This is a genomic window from Streptomyces sp. FXJ1.172, from assembly GCF_001636945.3.
GTDB lineage: Bacteria > Actinomycetota > Actinomycetes > Streptomycetales > Streptomycetaceae > Streptomyces.
Genome location: NZ_CP119133.2, coordinates 2,100,377 through 2,117,273 on the forward strand (window position 1 = coordinate 2,100,377; position 16,897 = coordinate 2,117,273).

Sequence of the window (16,897 nt, forward strand, 5' to 3'; positions counted from 1 at the left end):
GTGCATGCGGCTCACCGGGGAGCCGGGATGCTCAGACGCCGAGATCGCGGCCGATGATCTCCTTCATGATCTCGTTCGTGCCGCCGTAGATGGGGTGCACACGGTTGTCGACGAACGCCCTGGCCACCGGGGTCTCGCGCATGTAGCCGTAGCCGCCGTGCAGTTGGACGCAGCGGTCGAGCACCCGGCGCTGGACGTCGGTGGCCCACCACTTGGCCTTGGCGGCGGCGACCGCGTCGAGGCGGCCCGCGTTGTGTTCGGCGACGGCCCGGTCGACGTAGGTGCGGGCGACGTCCAACTCGGTGGCCATCTCGGCGAGTTCGAAGCGGACGTGCTGGAAGGCGCCGATCGGCTGCCCGAAGGCGGTACGGCTCTTGCAGTACTCGAGGGTCTGGGTGAAGGCGGTCTCGGCGGCGGCCACCGCGTAGGCGGCGATGCCGAGGCGTTCCTGCGGGAGGTTGGCCGCCAGGTGCAGGAAGGCGTGGCCGGGGCGGCCGAGCAGGTTGGCGGCGGGGACCCGGACGTCGTCGAAGAACAGCTCGGCGGTGTCCTGCGCGGCCATGCCGATCTTCTCGAGCTTGCGGCCGCGGGTGAAGCCGGGCATGCCGCGCTCGACCACGAGCAGGCTCAGGCCGCGCGCGCCCCGGCCGGGCCGGGTGCGGGCCACCACGATCACCAGGTCGGCGTGGATGCCGTTGGTGATGAACGTCTTGGCGCCCTTGAGGACGTAGTCGTCGCCGTCGGGATACGCGGTGGCACGGACGGACTGCAGGTCGCTGCCGGCCTCCGGCTCCGTCATCGCGATGGCGGTGATCAGCTCGCCGGAGCAGAAACCCGGCAGCCAGCGCCGCTTCTGCTCGTCGGTGGCGAGGCCGAGGAGGTAGGGGGCGACCACGTCGTTGTGCAGCGCGAAGCCGACGCCGGTCGCGCCCACGCGCATGATCTCCTCGCTGATGATGACCTGGTAGCGGAAGTCGCGCACCCCGCCGCCGCCGTACTCCTCGGGTACGTCGATGCCGAGCAGCCCGAGCTTGCCGGCGCCGCGCCACACCTCGCGGTCGACGAGTCCGGCGCGCTCCCAGGCGGCGTGGTGCGGCACTATCTCGTGTTCCACGAAGTCGCGCACCATCGCCCGGAAGTCGCGGTGGTCCTCGGTGAGTTCGCTCTCGCGCACGCCGCTCACCCCGCCGTCCGGCCGGCCGCGGCCGGCGCCGTGCGGTGGATGATCTGCTCCACGGTGCCGGTGCAGGCACGGGTGCCGTGCTGGACGAAGCGGACCTCGGCGACGGCGCGGCGGGAGGAGCAACTGGTCAGCTCCGTCTCGATGGTGACGGGTCCGGGCACCAGCGGGGCGTGGTAGGCGACGGACAGCCCGGCGGTGAGGAACCCGGAGCCGTTCGGGATCGCCGACAGCATCACCAGCCCGGCGAAGTGGTCGACCAGGCAGGCGATCCAGCCGCCGAAGACGACGCCCGGGGTGAGGGTCAGCTGCTCGTCGAACGCGGTCTCACAGGTGATCAGGCCCGGCAGCCACGAGGTCGCGGGCGGCAGGGCGAGCGTACGGGCCGCCGGCGGATCGGCCACCGTGCCGTCGGCCAGGCCGGCGAGCACACGGCGTCCGCTGGTGTCCGCACCGGCGGGCGCGAGCCCGCGCAGCCGGGTGGGACGAGCAGGTGGCGGGGTGGTCTCGAGCATGCTGACACTCCGTGTCTCCAGGGAACAGGGGCGCGCGCTGTACGCGTGGGGCGGCGCAGCTCCACCGCTGCGGCCCAGGGGACCGGGCCGTGCGCGGGGGCCCGCGGTGCGCGGCTGCGGGCGGCGTGGGCGCACCGTCCACGACGCGGCGGCCCGGCAGACCGCGGCCCGCCGCCCATCGGTCCGCGGCCGGGCGCCGCACGCGGGACGGAGCCGGGCCCCTGCGGCGCACCGCGCCCGGGGCGGCGCTGCGGGACCGCGTTTTCAGGAGCCGGCCGGGCCAGGGGTGTCGTGCGGACGCCGGGACGGTCCGGACGACACCCCCTGGGTGGGGCCGCCGCCGCCCGCGGAGCCGGGGGACGTACTCCGGGGCGGCGGCGGCCCGGTTCAGGGGGCGGGCGCCACGGCGTCGGACGCGGCGGCACCGCCGAGGTCGGCGACCTGCTGGATGTCGCGGCGGCGCAGCTCCATCTCGCTGCGGGTCAGGGCGTCGACGGCGGCCTGGTCGTCGAGGGCGCGCAGCGCCTCCTCGTCCACCTCGTGGAAGCCGAGGACGCCCATCTTGGCCAGCGCCTCCTGCACCCGCGGCCCGAACATCCCGATCTCCTTCAGACCGGGCACGATCCGCATGAAGACCAGGCGCCGGAACTCCCGCTTGGCGGGCGAGCGCCGCGACGCCCTGACCGCCTCCTCGCCGTACCCCAGCGTGTTCCAGATCTCGTCGTCGACGTACCGGTCGCGCAGTGCCCAGCAGCCCTCGACGACGAAGTCCTCGCGTTCCTTGAGCTCCGCCTCGGACAGCTGCGGGTAGTACTCCCGCAGCAGCAGCCGCCCGAAGGCCACGTGCCGGGCCTCGTCCCGGGCGACGTACGCGCTGAACGCCCGCGCCAGCGGATCCTTCAGCCGCTCACGGTGCACGCCGAACGTGGCCAGGCCCATGTTCTCCACGAGGATGTGCGCCGCCAGCACCCCGAAGTCCCAGCGCGGTTCGCGCATCGCCTGCTCGAACATCGCGGAGATCGACGGCGACAGCCCGTACCGCAGGCCGATCTTGGTGTGCAGGAAGCGGTTGAAGCCCTCCACGTGGCGGGCCTCGTCCATCATCTGGGTGGCCGCGTACAGCTTGGAGTCGAGGTCCTGCACGGTGAGCAGGATCTTGCCGACCGCGATCAGCGCGGCCTGCTCGGAGTGCAGGAACTGCGAGTACAGCCAGCCGCTGCTGTGCCGGCGCACGACGCGCCGCTCGCTCTCGGGCAGGCGGTCCCACAGCTTGGACCCGGCGATGGAGATGAACTCGTCGGGCAGGCCGAGCGGGTCGTCCGGGTCCACCTCGTGGTCCCAGTCGAGCCGTTCGTCCATGTCCCACTGCCGCTGCTTGCCCTGCTTGTACAGCCGCACGAGCTTGTCGTTGCGCTGGTCGTAGTCCCACTGGATGACGGCGTTGCCGTGCACCGGGACGGCCCACTCGCCGGCGAGGTCCGTCAGGACCTCGGGACGGGTGTAGTCGGTGGTGGTCATGCGGTGTGCTCCCTGTCCGCGATGAGCGTCTGGTGGGCGATCTCGCGCAGGTCGGCACGGAGCGCCTTGCCCGCCGGATTGCGCGGGATGCGCTCCAGGGGCAGGAAGTGGCTGGGCCGTTTGTACGGGGCGAGCCCGTCCAGGCACAGCTGCAGCAGCTCCGCCGGGTCGAACCTGCCGTCCGCGGCGGCCTGCACGAACGCCACGGGCGTCTGCCCCCACAGGTCCGACGGCAGGGGTACGACGACGACGTCGGCGACGTTCGGGGACTGCCGCAGGACGTGCTCGATCTCGGCCGGGTACACGTTCTGCCCGCCGCGCAGGATCAGGTCGTTGCGCCGGTCGACGACCCAGACCAGACCGTCGGCGCCGAGGCAGCCGAGGTCATGGGTGTTGAGCCAGCCCTCGCGCAGCACGTCCCCGGTGGCCTCCGGGTTCTTCCAGTAGGCCTGCATCAGCCCGTCGCCGCTGACCTGGATCTCGCCGACGACGCCCGCGGGCACCTCGCGCCCCTGGCCGTCGGTGATGCGCAGGCCCGCGCCGAGCATCGGGACCCCCACGCACACGGCTCCCGGCACCGGGGGCTGCCCGGCGTCGGTGCCCGGGCGGAGCGTGAGCACGGGGCCGCCGCCCTCGGTGATCCCGAAGATGGTCTGCAGGTCGGCGCCGAGCCGCTCCCGTGCCTCGCGGGCGAGGTCCCCGGGCATCGGGGCGGCGCCGTGCAGCAGCAGCCGCAGCCGGGACAGGTCCGTGCCCGCCAGGCTCTTGGTCTGCAGCAGCAGCCGGACCATGGACGGGACGAGGAAGGCGTGCTCCACCTCCCAGCGCTCCAGGGCGGCCAGGCAGCCCTGCGGTGTGAAACGGTCCAGGACGCAGACCGTGCCGCCGGCGGCCAGGTGGTCCAGGGCGATCACGACGCTGCCGTGGAACAGCGGCCCGGCGTTGAGGAACACGGTGCCGGGCTCCGGGCGGACGTCGGCGAGCCAGGACAGGGCGTTGGTCTGCAGCGAACGCTGGTCGACGACGACGCCCTTGGCCCGCCCGGTCGTCGCCGAGGTGTGCAGGATCAGCACCGGGTCGGCCGGTCCGCTGGCCGCCTCGCCCGTGAACTCCTCGCCGGCGTCCGGAAGCTCGGGGATCGTCGCGATGTCGGTGACGGGCAGTCCCGGGTACAGGTCGCCCAGGCGGGCCGCGTAGCCCTCCTCGGCGACGGCCGCCGACGGCTCGACGGACTCCATGATCGCGCCGATCTCCGGGTCGGTCAGCGCCGGGTTGACCGGCACCGCGACCAGGCCCGCGGCGGCGCAGGCGAGGTAGGTCTCCAGCACCTCGACGCGGTTGTCGCTGAGCACGAGGACGCGGCTGCCCGGCAGTGTGTCGTGGCGCAGCCGGCAGGCCAGCGCCCGCATGTCGCGGTGCAGTGCGCGCCAGCTGACGTCGCGCCGGCCGTCGCGCAGAGCGAGGGCGTCGGCGTCCCGGTCCAGTCCGCGCCGCACCACGTGGTTGAGCCACATGTCAGCCCGCCTCCCCCGCGCCGAGCACGGCGGCGACGGCGCGCACCGAGGTGAGCCCGAGCAGTTCCTCGTCGCCGAGGGGCCGGGCGAGTTCGTCCTCCAGGCTCAGCGCGATCCGGATCAGTTCGCCCGAGCCGATGCCCGCCCGGGCGAAGTCGTCGTCGTCGCCGAGGCGGTCCAGCAGGGTGGGGTGCTCGAGGCTGCGCCCGATCAGGGCGCGTACGGCCTCCAGGGAGCGTACGGCGGTCATGCGGTCCTCCTCGGGCGGGCGCCGACACCGGCCATCGCCCAGTAGGGCGCGGGTTCGCCGTCGAAGTACACGAGGGGTTCGGCGCTGTCGGTGCGGCACGGCAGCAGCCGGTTGAAGCGGCTGCCGAAACAGGCGGCGGCGAACTCGGGCGACTTCTCCACCCCGCGCTCGTCGCCGACGGTGGCGACGAAGGCGAACACCGGGTCGAGCGACTTGTGCACGCCGTCCTCGACGACGTCGCACCAGGCGTGGTCGCTGCCGAAGAGCCCGAGCAGGTAGCCGCGCCGGGCCGTCGCCTGAAGGCCGGCCGCGCGCAGCCGGTCGGTGAGCAGCCGCGAGGCGACCACGCAGTCGGCGATGCCGAGTTCCCAGGCGCGGTGGTGGTCCGCGCGCAGCGGCTCGGGGACCGTCTGGTAGACGACGCGGCGGGAGGCGAGGCCGTCGACGACCTCGGACCAGGCCGCAAGGATGCGCGGGTCGCGCACCGTGTGCTCCGCGCCGGTCAGGCGGATGGCCGCCGTGTAGCCGGACGGGCCGAGCGGCTCGTCGAACGGTCCGCCGGCGAGCAGTTCCACGCCGGGCGCGGACAGGTCGGGGACCCGGACGGTCACCGCCGGTCCCCCGCCCACCGCCGAGAGGGCCGGTGCTGCCTCACCGCCGGCCGTGCGGGACGGGTGGACGCCGACCTCCCAGTCGCGGGGCGCGAACCAGCCGGCCCGCGACGAGGCCGCGAAGCGCATCAGGAAGCGCAGGCCGAGTTCGGGCACGGTCTGGCCGGTGCCGCAGAACATGCCGACGTTCATCAGGTCGTCGTAGTCGAACAGCGGGCCCCGCCGGGAGTCGACGACGTGCGGCAGTCCCTCGTCGGCGAGCCGGGCCACCTGTTCGGGTGCGGCGCGCAGGGCGCGCGCCGCGGTCGCGGTGTCGGTGTCGTAGCGGGCCACGTCCGCCGGCGCGACCCTGAACCGGTCGAGTGCGCCGAGCAGCGCGTGCGACGCGGCGGTCTCCACGGTCACAGCGAGCTTCCCTCCCGCGCCAGCTTCGCCACGAAGTCGGCGAGTTCGCGCACGGTCGCGCTCTCGAAGAGGAAGTCGTCGGGGATGACGACCTCGCACTCGTCCTCGATGTCGGTGATGGCGCGCAGGGCCTTGACGGACTCGATGCCCGGCACGGCCGACAGCGGCTTGTCGGGGTCGATGGACGACTCGGCGACCTGCGCCTGCGCGGCCAGGGCCCGTACGACGATCTCCAGGGTCGCGGTGACGCTCACGAGTGCTGTCCTTCCGGTGCGGTGGTGGTTGCGGACTTGTGCTGCCGGTACAGGTCGGCCGCGCCGGAGCGCTTGACCTTTCCGGAGCTGGTGAACGGGAGGGTCTGGGGGGAGACCGCGAGGGTCTCCACGGCGGTGAGGCCGAGGTGTTCGGCCAGCCGGGTGCGGATGGCCTCGCCGACGGCCTGCGCCGTGCCGGCGTCGAGCCTGGTCTCCCAGATCACGACCATGCGCTCCTCTCCGTCCGCGTCCCAGGCGAAGGCGGCGCAGTGCCGGCGGTCGACCCCGGGGGTGGCCTTGACGATCTCCTCGACGTCCTCGGCGTAGTAGTTCTGGCCGCGGACGACGGCCATCGCCTTCAGGCGGCCCATGACGTACAGCTCGCCGTCGCGGAGGAAGCCGATGTCGCCGGTGCGCAGCATCCCGTCGGGCGTGAACGGCTGCCGGTCGGCCGGCAGGCCCAGGTAGCCGGACGTCACGGGCCCGCCGCCGATCTGCACCTCGCCGACGACGCCCTCCTCGAGCGCGGTGCCGTCGGCGTCGCCGATGCGCAGCTCGACGCCCTCGACGGGGGTGCCGCAGGAGACGACGGTGCGGGTGGTGGGGCCGGGCTCGGCACTCTGCTCGACGCGGCCGCCGGGGGACAGGCTGGAGCGCTCGACCTCGAGGCTGCGGTAGGCGGATCCGGGCGCGCCGGTGCTGACGATCAACGTGGCTTCGGCGAGGCCGTAGTTGGGCTGGACGACCTGGGGACGCAGCCCGTAGGGGGCGAAGGTCCGCTGGAACGCCTCGAGGCTGGAGCGGCGCACCGGCTCGGAACCGTTGCCGCCGTAGCGCCACGCCGACAGGTCGAGGCCGTCGGGGATGCCCTTGGCGGCGGCCGCGACCAGGTAGTCGTAGAAGAAGTTCGGAGCCGGCTGGATGGTGCAGCGCGCCGCGGCGAACTCGGCGAGCCACTGCATGGGGCGGCGCACGAAGTCGCCGGGCTGCCACAGGGTGATGGCCGAGCCCATGCGCAGCGCCGCGAGCAGCGTGAACAGGCCCATGTCGTGGAAGAGCGGCAGCCATTCGCCGAGCCGGTCCTCCGGCTGCCACAGGGTGCCGGCCTCGATCGCGTCGAGTCCGGCCGAGATGTTGTCGTGGCTCACCACGACGCCCTTGGGCGCCGAGGTGCTGCCGGAGGTGTACTGGATGACCGCGGGGGCCGCGCCGCCGCCGGCCGGGGCGGGCAACTCCTCGCGGGCGGCGGGGGGTTCGGCGATGTCGAGGAACGGCAGGCCGGGGACGGCCTCGGCGACGCGGGAGGTGATCCGGCCGCCGACGCTGCCGTCGACGAGCATGGCGTCCAGCGAGGCGTCGTCCGCGATGCGCCGCACGTGTGCGGCGTAGGCGTCCGCGCCGCCGAAGGCCACCGGCAGTGCCAGCGGCACGGCCGCGGCGTCGAGCCGGAGCGCGGCGAGCAGGCCGCGCACCCACGGTTCGCCGTTGGCCATGAGCAGGCCCACCCGGCGCGGGGTGCGCCCGCCGCACGCGGCGAGCAGGGCGCCCGCGGTGCGCTCGGCACGGTCGAACAGGGCGCGGCCCGAGACGGGTTCCTCCGCGCGCGAAGGGGTGTGCAGCAGGGTCTCGTCGCGCAGTGCGCGGGAGAGTTCGTACCACAGGTGTGTCATGGGGGCTCAGGCCTCCTTCCGGGCGGTGGCGGTGCGGTGGATGCGGCCGGCGAGCATGCGGCGCAGCACGGACCTGCGGACCTTGTAGGAGCCGGTGACGGGCATGGCCTCCCACTCCCAGAAGCGGACCTGCAGGCCGGGCAGCCCGGCCTCGGCGGCGACGGCGCCGAACCGCTGCGGATCGGGCGTGGTGCCCGGGCGCGGACAGGCCACGGCGAAGACGGAGCTGTCGTCCTCGTCCTTGACCAGGACCAGTTCGACGAGTTCGGGCAGCGCCTCCAGCAGGTGGTCCTCCGCCTCCAGGAGGCTGCCGACCCCGTCGACGTGCTCCACGATGCGGTCGAGCAGCTCCAGGGAGCCGTCGTCGAGCAGGCGGCCGATGTCGCCCATGGGCCACCAGGAGTCCTCGGGCGGCATGGGTCCGCCGCCGACGTATCCGCGCATCCGCCCCGGGGAGCGGGTCTCGATGAAGCCGGGCGTGTTCGCCGGCTGCGGGACACCATGGGCGTCAACGATGCGGATCTCCATCCCGCCGCCGGTGTGGCCGACGTTGCGCGGCGAATAGTCGGCGGACTCGTCGCGGGTGACGATGCGCAGGCAGATGGGGCCCGACTCGGTCTGGCCGTACGCCTGGAAGTAGTGGGCGCGCGGGTGTTCCGAGGCGTTCAGCAGGGTGCGCACGGTGCGCGGGTGCATCGCGTCGAACGTGGAGATGAACCTCTCGACGTGCTGGAAGGGGCGCTCCGGGTCGTGGGCGAGGGGCTCCCACTGGATGTAGACGTTCGGGTGGGTCTCGATGGACGTCGGGCGGTGCTCGAGCATCAGCCGCTTGACGTTCGCCGGGTCCGGGTCGGCGATGGCCAGCGCGGGCATCGCGGTCTCCAGCGAGGCGAGCGTGCCGGCGCAGGTGCGGGCGTGCACGAAGGACAGGTGCTTGGCGTTCAGGTCCTGCGGCGAGTACTGGTCGCGGAAGATCATGATCATCGGGGCGACCATGCCGAACAGTGAACGGGTGGAGTGCGCGGCCATCTTGGGCGCGCCGGTGGTGCCCGAGGAGTGCGTGATGACGAACCACTCGTCCTCGTCGCGCGGATCGGCGCTGTGCGCGAGCCGCTCCTGCAGCGGTACGACCCACTTCTCGTCCGTCTCCTGCAGGCACAGCACGTTGCGGGTCAGCTGCCGCAGCGCGTGCCGGTGCTCGGCGACCTTCGACAGGCCGGCGAGGTCCACGAGGAGGTAGGGGTTCTCGAGGCGTGCGAAGCACTCGAGCAGCTCTCCGCTCTCCATGGCGCAGGACAGCAGGGCGGGCAGCGCCCCGATCTTTCCGAGGGCGCACATCACCGCCTCGACCTCGATGTGGTTGCGCTGCACCACGGCGACGACGTCCCCGCGGCGGATACCCCCGGCCCAGAGCCGGTCGGCGTAGTCGTCGATCGCCCGGGCGAACTCGGCGAAGGTGCGGACCGGACGGTCGTAGGTGCGCCACGGCGTGTCGGAGAGGAAAGGAGTGTCGGGGTACTTCTCCGCCGCGACGGCCGGGAGGATTCCGAGCGGTGCGGTCGGCTGGGGCACATCGTCGAGCTTGAGTGCGGATATGTCGGGCATGGCGGTTCCCTCTGCTCGGCCTGGCGATGACGTGCGGGCAGCGCGGGGCGTGCCCGGATGAGGCGGTTCGTGCGCGGGGGGATGGCCGGGGCCGCTCACCGTGGGCCGGGAGCGTCCGACATGAGACAAGAGGCGGGATCCGGCCGATGCACTCCACCGGAATTCGAGAATTTCCGGACGCCTGCGCTCCGGTGGTGCCCCGCTCTGCCAGGCCGCGGGACGGCACGGCCGCGGACGTACAGGGGGCGTCCGCGGGCCGTGCGGCAGGTCAGCGGTGGTCGCTGAAGAGGTCCTCGGCGACCGCGGCCACGAGGTCGGGCCGCTCCTCGTGGAGGTAGTGGCCGCAGCCGGGCACGATCTCGACGCGCAGGTCGTCGGCGTGCCGGCCGGCGTCCGTGAGCACGCTCGGCGGGAGCATGAAGTCCCGCTCGCCCCCGAGGACGACGGTCGGTGTGGTCAGCCGCAGCTTCTTGTACCGGCCGAGGACGAGCCGTGCGATGTCCCGCAGGGCGAAGGCGCGGTGCAGCGCCTCCCCGGCCCTGGCCCGCCCGGGCTCCTGGCTGGAGCGCACGAACTCCTCGGCCGCCTGGGGCGTCCACACCGCCTGTTCCACGACGCCCTTGCGCATGAGGTAGCGCGTGAAGCCGGGCCGGTGGCGCAGCATCCAGCGGCCGAGCAGCGGCTGTTCGAGCAGGGCCGTGTACCAGAACCGCCAGGACTGCGGCATGAGCCTGTGGTGCAGCGGCCAGGGATGCATCATGTTCAGCGCCAGGTAGTGCCGCACGCGCTCCGGGGCCTTGAGACACACGTGGAATCCGGTCCACGCGCCCCAGTCGTGTCCGATGAGCCGGACCCGGTCGAGGCCCAGTTCGTCGAGGAGGGCGAGGACGTCGGCCACCCTGCTGTCGGTGTCGTAGCCCTTGGACGGCGTGTCGGACCAGCCGAAGCCGCGCTGGTCCACGCACAGCAGCCGGTACCGGGCGGACAGCAGCGGCACCAGCCGCCGCCAGCCGTACCAGTGCTGGGGAAAGCCGTGCAGCAGGACCACCGGCTCCCCTTCTCCCGCCTCCGCGACGTGCAGGCGGATGCCGCGCACGCTCACGTAGCGGTGGCGCACTCCTTCCAGTTCGGGCAGCGGCGGGGTGCTGTACTCCATGGTTTCCACGAGGGCTCCCGGGGGGGTTGGGCGAAGTGGTCGGTCTGTCAGGAGTCGGCCGATGCGCCAAAGGTTCCGTCCGGCGGCGGATCGGATTCCCTCGAAGACGCGGGGAACGTTTGCGCGCTCCGGCCTCTCCTGACCCAGCGCGGCTCGACGGAGCCGACTGGCCCTCAACGGAGGAGAAGACCGTGACAAGCAGGCGAGGCCTCGCTCAGGCCGCGGGGCGCTGGAGTTCCACGCACCGGTGGGCGGCGGTACTGCTCTGGCTCGCGTTCGTCGTCGTGGCCACCGTGGCCGGCGGCATGGTCACCCAGCAGGAGCCGACCCCCGCCGAGCTGACCAACGGCGAGGCCCGGCACGCGGAGCAGATCCTGCACGACGCCGGGCTGACGCTCCCCGCGCACGAGGTCGTGTTCGTCCACGGCGACGGGGCGAGGGCGGACTCCGCCCGGTTCCGCTCGGCCGTCACCGACGTGGTGCGGCGGATCGAGGACACCGGCAAGGTGCGGGACGTGGTGTCGCCGCTCGATCCGGCCGGCGCCGCCGCTGTCTCGGCCGACCGGCACAGCGCCCTGGTGCAGTTCGACATGGCGGGTGACGCCGTCAAGGCCAAGGAGGAGGTGCAGCCGGTCCTGGACGCCGTGGCGAAGGCGGACGAGGCCCACCCGGGCATCGCCGTCGAGGAGTTCGGCGAGGCCTCCTTCACCCACAAGTACGAGCAGAAGCTGAACACCGACTACACGAACGCCGAGACCATCTCCTTCCCGGTGACGCTCGGCATCCTGCTGGTGGCCTTCGGCGCGCTGGTGGCCGCGCTGCTCCCCGTGGTGCTGGCCATCACCGTGGTCGTCGCCGCCGGCGGACTGCTCATCCTGAGCAGCCACCTGGTGCACATCGACCAGAACGGCAGCTCCGTCATGTCGCTGATCGGCATCGCGGTCGGCGTCGACTACTCGCTGTTCTACATCCGCCGGGTGCGCGAGGAACGGGCGCGCGGCAACGCGACACAGGCGGCCGTGAGCGCCGCCGCGGCCACCTCCGGCCGCTCCGTCATCGTCTCGGGCCTGACGGTCCTCGTCTCCCTGGCCGGGCTCTTCCTCTCGGGCAACGGCATCTTCTACGGCATGGCGACCGCGACGATCCTCGTGGTGGCCGTGGCCGTCCTCGGCTCGGTGACCGTGCTGCCCGCCCTTCTCTCGCTGCTCGGCCACCGGATCGACAAGGGCCGGGTGCCGCTGCTGCCGCGGATGCGCGCCGAGCGCCCGGGCGGCGGCGCCGACGCGCGGCGCGGCCTGTGGGGTGCGGTGCTCGGCGGCGTGCTGCGCCGTCCGGCCGTGTCGCTGGCGGTGTGCGGCGGCGCGCTGGCGGCCCTGGTCGTGCCGGCCTTCTCGCTGCACACCTCGGACCCGGGCGTGAGCGACCTGCCCGCGAAGAGCCTGCCGGTGCTGCAGACGTACGAGCGGATCCAGCGGTCCTTCCCCGGTTCGTCCGCCCCGGCCAAGGTCGTGGTGAAGGCCGAGGGCCTCGGCGGGCCGGCGGGCGAGGCGGCGCGGCGGCGCTTCACCGAGGCCGCCGGCTCCACGCCGGGTCTGAGCGGCCCGGTGACCTACCGCGTCTCGGGCGACGGCAAGGTCGCCGTCGCGACCGTCGGCCTGGCCGGCACCGGCACGGACGGGGCATCGGTGCGCGCGCTCAGGACCCTGCGCACCAAGGTCGTGCCGCAGACCTTCGGCACGATCCCCGGGGCCGAGGTCGCGGTCGGCGGCACCACCGCGGCCTCGGTCGACACCAACGCGAACCTCTCGGACAGGGCCCCGTGGGTGGCGGGCTTCGTGCTGCTGTTCACCTTCGTGGTGATGCTGGTGTCGTTCCGGTCGCTGGTGGTCGCCGCCTTCACCCTGGTGCTCAACCTGCTGTCGGTGGGCGCGGCCTACGGCATCGTGGTGCTCACCTTCCAGCGCGGCTGGGGCGAGGGACTGCTCGGCTTCACCAGCACCGGCGGAATCGCCTCCTGGGTGCCGCTGTTCCTGTTCGTGTTCCTGTTCGGCCTGTCGATGGACTACCACGTGTTCGTCGTCAGCCGCATCCGCGAGGGCCACGACCGCGGGCTGCCCACCTCCCGGGCCATCGAACAGGGCATCAGGGGTACGGCCTCGGTGGTCACCGGTGCGGCCGTGGTGATGGTCGCGGTCGCGGGTGTGTTCGGCACGCTGCCGCAACTGTCCATGAAGGAGTCCGGCGTCGGCATGGCGACCGCGGTGCTGGTCGACGCGACGTTCGTCCGGATCGTGCTGCTGCCGGCCACGATGAAGCTCCTCGGCGACGCCAACTGGTACCTGCCGCGCGGGCTGCGGTGGCTGCCGGCCGGTTTCGCCGAGCCGTCCGCCGGCGGTGCCGCGGCGCCCGCGCGAAGCGCGCGTCCCGCCGACCGGGACACCATCGCGACCGGGGCCTGACCGCCCGGCTCTTGACGCGCCGATGCCGCCGGACCCGGGTCCGGCGGCATCGGCGCAGGTGCGGACGGGCCGGCCCGGCGCGGACGGCCCGAAACGAGCGGCTCAGCGGCCGGCCGCGTGCAACCGCGCCGTCAGCGCGACGATCTGCGCGGTCTGGGAGCCGTTGAGGCGCGGGTCGCAGGCCGTCTCGTAGCGGCGGGGCAGGTCCCTCTCGGTGATGCCGGCGCCGCCGACGCACTCGGTGACCTCGGCCGGGGTGGCCTCCAGATGGAGGCCGCCGGGCCGGCCGCCGGCCGCACGGACGGCGTCGAAGAAGCCGCGGATCTCGTCGGCCACCGTGGTGACGTCCCGGGTCTTGTGCCCGGTCGCGCTCACGTAGGTGTTGCCGTGCATGGGGTCGCACAGCCACACCACCGGGTGGCCGAGCCGGGCGGTCTCCTCCACCAGTGGCGGCAGTACCTCGCGCACCCGCTCCGCCCCCATCCGCGAGATCAGCACCAGGCGGCCCGGCTCCCGGTCCGGGTCGAGCCTGGCGCACAGCGCGGCCAGGGCCCCGCGGTCGGTGGCCGGGCCGATCTTCACGCCGACCGGGTTGGCGACGCCGGACAGGAACCGCACGTGCGCCCCGTCCGGGTCGCAGGTGCGCGCACCGATCCAGGGCAGGTGCGTGGAGGTCAGGCTCAGGATGCCGGTGACAGGGTCGCGCCGCACCTGGGGCTCCTCGTAGTCGAGCACCAGAGCCTCATGACTCGTCCACACCGCGGGCGCGCCCTTGGCCGGGGCGCCGGGCATCGCCATGCCGGACTCGGCGAGTTCCCGCAACAGGGCGAGCACCTCACGGGCGTGGGCGTGGCCCTGCAGCAGCCGCATCGCGTCGGGGACGCGGGCGGCGGGGTCCGGCTCCGGGTCGTTCACCAGGTGCCCCCGGAACGAGGGCAGGAGCACATCGCCGACCCGCTCGAGGGGTGAGGAGCGGGGCTTGGCGTACTGGCCCGCCAGCCGGCCGACCGGTATCACGCGCCGGCCCAGGGCGGCGCCGATGCTCCGGGCGGTGCTGTGCAGCAGGCCGGCCCGGGCGGCCGTCCCGGCGAAGGTGGGGGCGTCGAACGTCTCGGCGCAGTCGCCCAGTTGCACCACGAAGGCCTCGCCGTGCGCGGCCGCGGCGAGCGAACGGCGCAGGTCGAGGATCTCGTGGGGCCGTACGAGCGGTGCCGCGCCGGCCAGCCGGGCGCGGACCCGGCGCAGCAGCGCCGCATCGGGCCAGTCGGGCTGCTGGGCAGCCGGGCGGTGGCGCCAGTCGGAGGGGGTCCACTCGGGGGTCCGGGGGGATACGAGCACACGGGGTGAGGGCATGGCGAATCGGCCTCCGTCATCGAAGGAGAGAAGGGCAAGAAGAGGGGCAACAGGGGCAGCAGGGGCGACAGGTGCACCGGAAGAAGCGGTCCGCCGGATCACCGCGCCGGCACCGACACCCCCTGGGCGTGGGGAAGCGCCCAGCACAGCACGCCTCCCGCGGGCAGGTGCCGCACGCTGACGCGCACCCGCGGTCCGGGGTGCCGGCCGGCCTGCGCCAGGAATCCGGCACCGTCCGGTGTGAGCCGTACGTCCCGCAGTCCGCGCAGGTGGGGGCCGAGGACGGGGCTGAGGGCCTTGAAGGCGGCCTCCTTGGCGGAGTAGAGGGCGAGCAGGCGCTGCGGTGCGGTGCGGGGCGGGCCGAGCAACGGCCTCTCGGGCTCACGCAGGACCAGGTGGGCGGCCCGCAGCGGCAGGTCCGCCAGTTCCAGGTCGACGCCGAGCACCGGGAACCGGTCCGCGGGCCCGGCGACGGCGACCGCGACCCCGCGGGAGTGGCTGATCGACGCCGAGAGCCCTTCGGGCAGCCGGGGCCGGGGGCCGTCGCACAGCACCGGGCCGGCGGTCAGTCCGGCCGCTCGCACGGCACGGTGCAGGGCGCTGCGCCCGATGAGGAAGTCGCTTCGGCGCGGCTGCTGCATCGTGCGTGCCAGACACCGCTCCTCGTCGGTGACGGCGACCGGCGGACCCTCGTGGACCGAGGCGACCGCGAAGCCCATCCCGGAAATACGTGGCCCGGCGGCGGAAAAAGCACGGGGCAGATTGCGGAGCGTCCCACTGAATTGAACGATGCTCATTTTCCTGTCCGTGACTGGTGGCTGTCGGAAAGGACGGCGCACGAATGCCGGCGAACCCCCGGTGAACAGACCTGCTCGTTTCGCCGGATATCGCCGGATCACGTGGCGGAGGGGCCAGGCGCACGGTTTTGCACCCCGTGGCCGCGCCGGTGGTGAATTCCGCATCCTGGAACCGCGCACCGGCGGACACCGTGGTGCGCCGGACCGGAATTCCTCGCGGCGGCTCGGGGGCGGTCGCCGTCCTGACCTCTCAGCCACAAAGAGGCGGCGCGGCGGCGATGCACTCCCCCACGGCGCGAATCTCTTCGCGCCGGCCGCCCGGACCCGCCCCGGGCACCGCCGCGCATTGCGGGACCTTGACCGTGTGGGGAGATGGTGCGACGCTCCCTCACGTACGACGCAGAGGGAGCGACTGCAATGACCGGTGCGGTGAACAGCAGTTGGCCGACAGCCGACCTCGACATGGTGCGCCGGCTCAAGGTCATGGCATCCGCCGCGAAGCATCCCGTCTACACCGAACGCCGCTTCGACGAGCCCTTCGACCAGGTGTGGTCCACCGCGTCCGATCTGGAGCACGAACTGCCGCTCATCGTCGGCGCCCTGCGCTCCTTCACCCTCACCCAGGCCCCGGGTGAGCACCTGTCGGGCCTGGCCGTCGGCGCCCTCGGATACCGGGAGCGCTTCGACGTCGTGCTGCGCCCGGGCTGGTGCCTGATGCAGGGCAGGGTGCTGACCAGCGGCATGGCCGCCGCGGCGGACGGCGACGGCTGCCGGTTCGCCTTCTTCACCAGCCTGCGCCTGCCCGGCGGCGACCTGCTCGACCGGATGCGCGCCCCGTGGTCCGCGCGCCGGGCCGAGGAGATGCTCGACCTCCTCGGCGAGCGGGTGGCGCTGCGGTCAGCCCCAGGCCGAGCGGAATGACCGCCGGGCGCGGAACAGCCTGGACCGCACCGTACCCACGGGTATCTCCAACAGGGCGGAGACCTCCTGCTCGCTGAGCCCCTCGACATGGCGGAGCATCAGGACCGCCCGGTGCTCGGGCGCCAGGCGGTGCAGGGCGTCGGCGATGTCGGAGGCCAGGTGGAGGTCCGCGACGGCGGGCGGCTCCTCCCACTCCATGGGCACCGTGGGCTGCTTGCGGCGCTGCCCGGCGATCTTCAGCGCCTCCCGCACCGCGATCGCCCGCGCCCAGCCGAACAGGGCGGCCGGCTCCTTGAGCTGGCGGATGCTGCGGAAGACCGCGATGAGGGCCTCCTGCGCCGCGTCCGCTCCGTCCTGGAGCGCCACGGGTCCGCAGATCCGCCCCACGTAGGGGGCGAGGATCGTCAGGAGTTCGTCCATCGCCAGGGCGTCGCCGCGCTGCGCCCCCAGCACCAGCCTGGCCAGCAGATCCGGATCGCACAGCGTACGCGTGCCGCCGTTCCCGGTCACCGCGTCGCCGCTGCCGGCTCGACCACCGGCCCGCGCCGGTCCTCTCCGCATCGACACGATTTCAATTCAGGCCGACAAGTGCGCACTTTTCTGAAATCTTGCAGAACCATGACTCAATCCCCCGTCGATGGCGAATTCGAAAGAACATACGCGCACATCGTCGGCAACCCTAGCACTCT

The 16,897-nt window shown here is 73.2% G+C and carries 15 protein-coding genes; 2 read left to right on the forward strand and 13 right to left on the reverse strand.

Annotation, left to right across the window (positions count from 1 at the left end; translation table 11 throughout):
* Nucleotides 1–31: 31 nt before the first annotated feature.
* The 10 genes from A6P39_RS09400 to A6P39_RS09445 form a co-directional block, all read right to left on the reverse strand.
* Entirely contained in the window at nt 32–1,174 is a 1,143-nt protein-coding gene (locus A6P39_RS09400) for an acyl-CoA dehydrogenase family protein (RefSeq protein ID WP_079133191.1), read from the reverse strand.
* A 5-nt stretch (nt 1,175–1,179) separates the two neighbouring features.
* A complete protein-coding gene (locus tag A6P39_RS09405; RefSeq protein WP_067040853.1) occupies nt 1,180–1,695 on the reverse strand; it encodes a PaaI family thioesterase in 516 nt (171 codons plus the stop codon).
* A gap of 387 nt (nt 1,696–2,082) precedes the next feature.
* Complete coding sequence (locus A6P39_RS09410) at nt 2,083–3,213, reverse strand: diiron oxygenase (protein WP_067040856.1); 1,131 nt, start codon at nt 3,211–3,213, stop codon at nt 2,083–2,085.
* On the reverse strand, nt 3,210–4,727 hold the full coding sequence (locus tag A6P39_RS09415; protein WP_067040859.1) for a class I adenylate-forming enzyme family protein: 1,518 nt from the start codon (nt 4,725–4,727) through the stop codon (nt 3,210–3,212). Before A6P39_RS09415 ends, A6P39_RS09410 begins: the two co-directional genes overlap by 4 nt.
* 1 nt (nt 4,728) lies before the next feature.
* The gene (locus A6P39_RS09420; protein ID WP_067040862.1) at nt 4,729–4,977 is read right to left on the reverse strand and encodes a phosphopantetheine-binding protein; all 249 of its coding nucleotides are present in this window, start codon (nt 4,975–4,977) and stop codon (nt 4,729–4,731) included.
* Nucleotides 4,974–5,993, reverse strand: coding sequence for a transglutaminase (locus A6P39_RS09425; RefSeq protein WP_107304256.1), 1,020 nt, complete (start codon nt 5,991–5,993; stop codon nt 4,974–4,976). Before A6P39_RS09425 ends, A6P39_RS09420 begins: the two co-directional genes overlap by 4 nt.
* Complete coding sequence (locus A6P39_RS09430; RefSeq protein WP_067040869.1) at nt 5,990–6,247, reverse strand: acyl carrier protein; 258 nt, start codon at nt 6,245–6,247, stop codon at nt 5,990–5,992. Before A6P39_RS09430 ends, A6P39_RS09425 begins: the two co-directional genes overlap by 4 nt.
* Complete coding sequence (locus tag A6P39_RS09435; RefSeq protein ID WP_067040871.1) at nt 6,244–7,917, reverse strand: AMP-binding protein; 1,674 nt, start codon at nt 7,915–7,917, stop codon at nt 6,244–6,246. The genes A6P39_RS09430 and A6P39_RS09435 overlap by 4 nt, the downstream gene beginning before the upstream one ends.
* 6 nt (nt 7,918–7,923) lie before the next feature.
* Complete coding sequence (locus A6P39_RS09440) at nt 7,924–9,522, reverse strand: class I adenylate-forming enzyme family protein (protein WP_067040873.1); 1,599 nt, start codon at nt 9,520–9,522, stop codon at nt 7,924–7,926.
* Nucleotides 9,523–9,790: 268 nt separating this feature from the next.
* On the reverse strand, nt 9,791–10,678 hold the full coding sequence (locus A6P39_RS09445) for an alpha/beta fold hydrolase (RefSeq protein WP_067040875.1): 888 nt from the start codon (nt 10,676–10,678) through the stop codon (nt 9,791–9,793).
* 191 nt (nt 10,679–10,869) lie between these two features.
* Between A6P39_RS09445 and A6P39_RS09450 the strand changes: the two genes are divergently transcribed.
* Nucleotides 10,870–13,137, forward strand: a complete 2,268-nt coding sequence (locus tag A6P39_RS09450) for an MMPL family transporter (protein WP_067040877.1) — start codon at nt 10,870–10,872, stop codon at nt 13,135–13,137.
* A 102-nt stretch (nt 13,138–13,239) separates the two neighbouring features.
* On the opposite strand, the gene A6P39_RS09455 is transcribed toward A6P39_RS09450, so the two are convergent.
* On the reverse strand, nt 13,240–14,490 hold the full coding sequence (locus A6P39_RS09455; RefSeq protein WP_079133182.1) for a 3-deoxy-7-phosphoheptulonate synthase: 1,251 nt from the start codon (nt 14,488–14,490) through the stop codon (nt 13,240–13,242).
* Between the two features lie 98 nt (nt 14,491–14,588).
* Nucleotides 14,589–15,287, reverse strand: coding sequence for a 4'-phosphopantetheinyl transferase superfamily protein (locus A6P39_RS09460; protein WP_159395973.1), 699 nt, complete (start codon nt 15,285–15,287; stop codon nt 14,589–14,591).
* A gap of 417 nt (nt 15,288–15,704) precedes the next feature.
* On the opposite strand from A6P39_RS09460, the gene A6P39_RS09465 reads away from it, so the two are divergent.
* Nucleotides 15,705–16,208 carry a hypothetical protein gene (locus tag A6P39_RS09465; RefSeq protein WP_067040884.1) on the forward strand — a complete coding sequence of 168 codons (504 nt, stop codon included), beginning with the start codon at nt 15,705–15,707 and terminating at the stop codon, nt 16,206–16,208.
* Here the strand turns inward: A6P39_RS09465 and A6P39_RS09470 are convergent.
* The gene (locus A6P39_RS09470; protein ID WP_079133183.1) at nt 16,185–16,769 is read right to left on the reverse strand and encodes an RNA polymerase sigma factor; all 585 of its coding nucleotides are present in this window, start codon (nt 16,767–16,769) and stop codon (nt 16,185–16,187) included. The genes A6P39_RS09465 and A6P39_RS09470 overlap by 24 nt on opposite strands.
* Nucleotides 16,770–16,897: the final 128 nt, after the last annotated feature.

What these genes read in the sequence shown, in the direction of transcription:
- A6P39_RS09405 (WP_067040853.1), bottom strand. Translation starts at nt 1,695, where the DNA reads ATGCTCGAGACCACCCCGCCACCTGCTCGTCCCACCCGGCTGCGCGGG.
- A6P39_RS09410 (WP_067040856.1), bottom strand. Translation starts at nt 3,213, where the DNA reads ATGACCACCACCGACTACACCCGTCCCGAGGTCCTGACGGACCTCGCC.
- A6P39_RS09415 (WP_067040859.1), bottom strand. Translation starts at nt 4,727, where the DNA reads ATGTGGCTCAACCACGTGGTGCGGCGCGGACTGGACCGGGACGCCGAC.
- A6P39_RS09420 (WP_067040862.1), bottom strand. Translation starts at nt 4,977, where the DNA reads ATGACCGCCGTACGCTCCCTGGAGGCCGTACGCGCCCTGATCGGGCGC.
- A6P39_RS09435 (WP_067040871.1), bottom strand. Translation starts at nt 7,917, where the DNA reads ATGACACACCTGTGGTACGAACTCTCCCGCGCACTGCGCGACGAGACC.
- A6P39_RS09440 (WP_067040873.1), bottom strand. Translation starts at nt 9,522, where the DNA reads ATGCCCGACATATCCGCACTCAAGCTCGACGATGTGCCCCAGCCGACC.
- A6P39_RS09445 (WP_067040875.1), bottom strand. Translation starts at nt 10,678, where the DNA reads ATGGAGTACAGCACCCCGCCGCTGCCCGAACTGGAAGGAGTGCGCCAC.
- A6P39_RS09455 (WP_079133182.1), bottom strand. Translation starts at nt 14,490, where the DNA reads ATGCCCTCACCCCGTGTGCTCGTATCCCCCCGGACCCCCGAGTGGACC.
- A6P39_RS09460 (WP_159395973.1), bottom strand. Translation starts at nt 15,287, where the DNA reads ATGAGCATCGTTCAATTCAGTGGGACGCTCCGCAATCTGCCCCGTGCT.
- A6P39_RS09465 (WP_067040884.1), top strand. Translation starts at nt 15,705, where the DNA reads ATGACCGGTGCGGTGAACAGCAGTTGGCCGACAGCCGACCTCGACATG.
- A6P39_RS09470 (WP_079133183.1), bottom strand. Translation starts at nt 16,769, where the DNA reads ATGCGGAGAGGACCGGCGCGGGCCGGTGGTCGAGCCGGCAGCGGCGAC.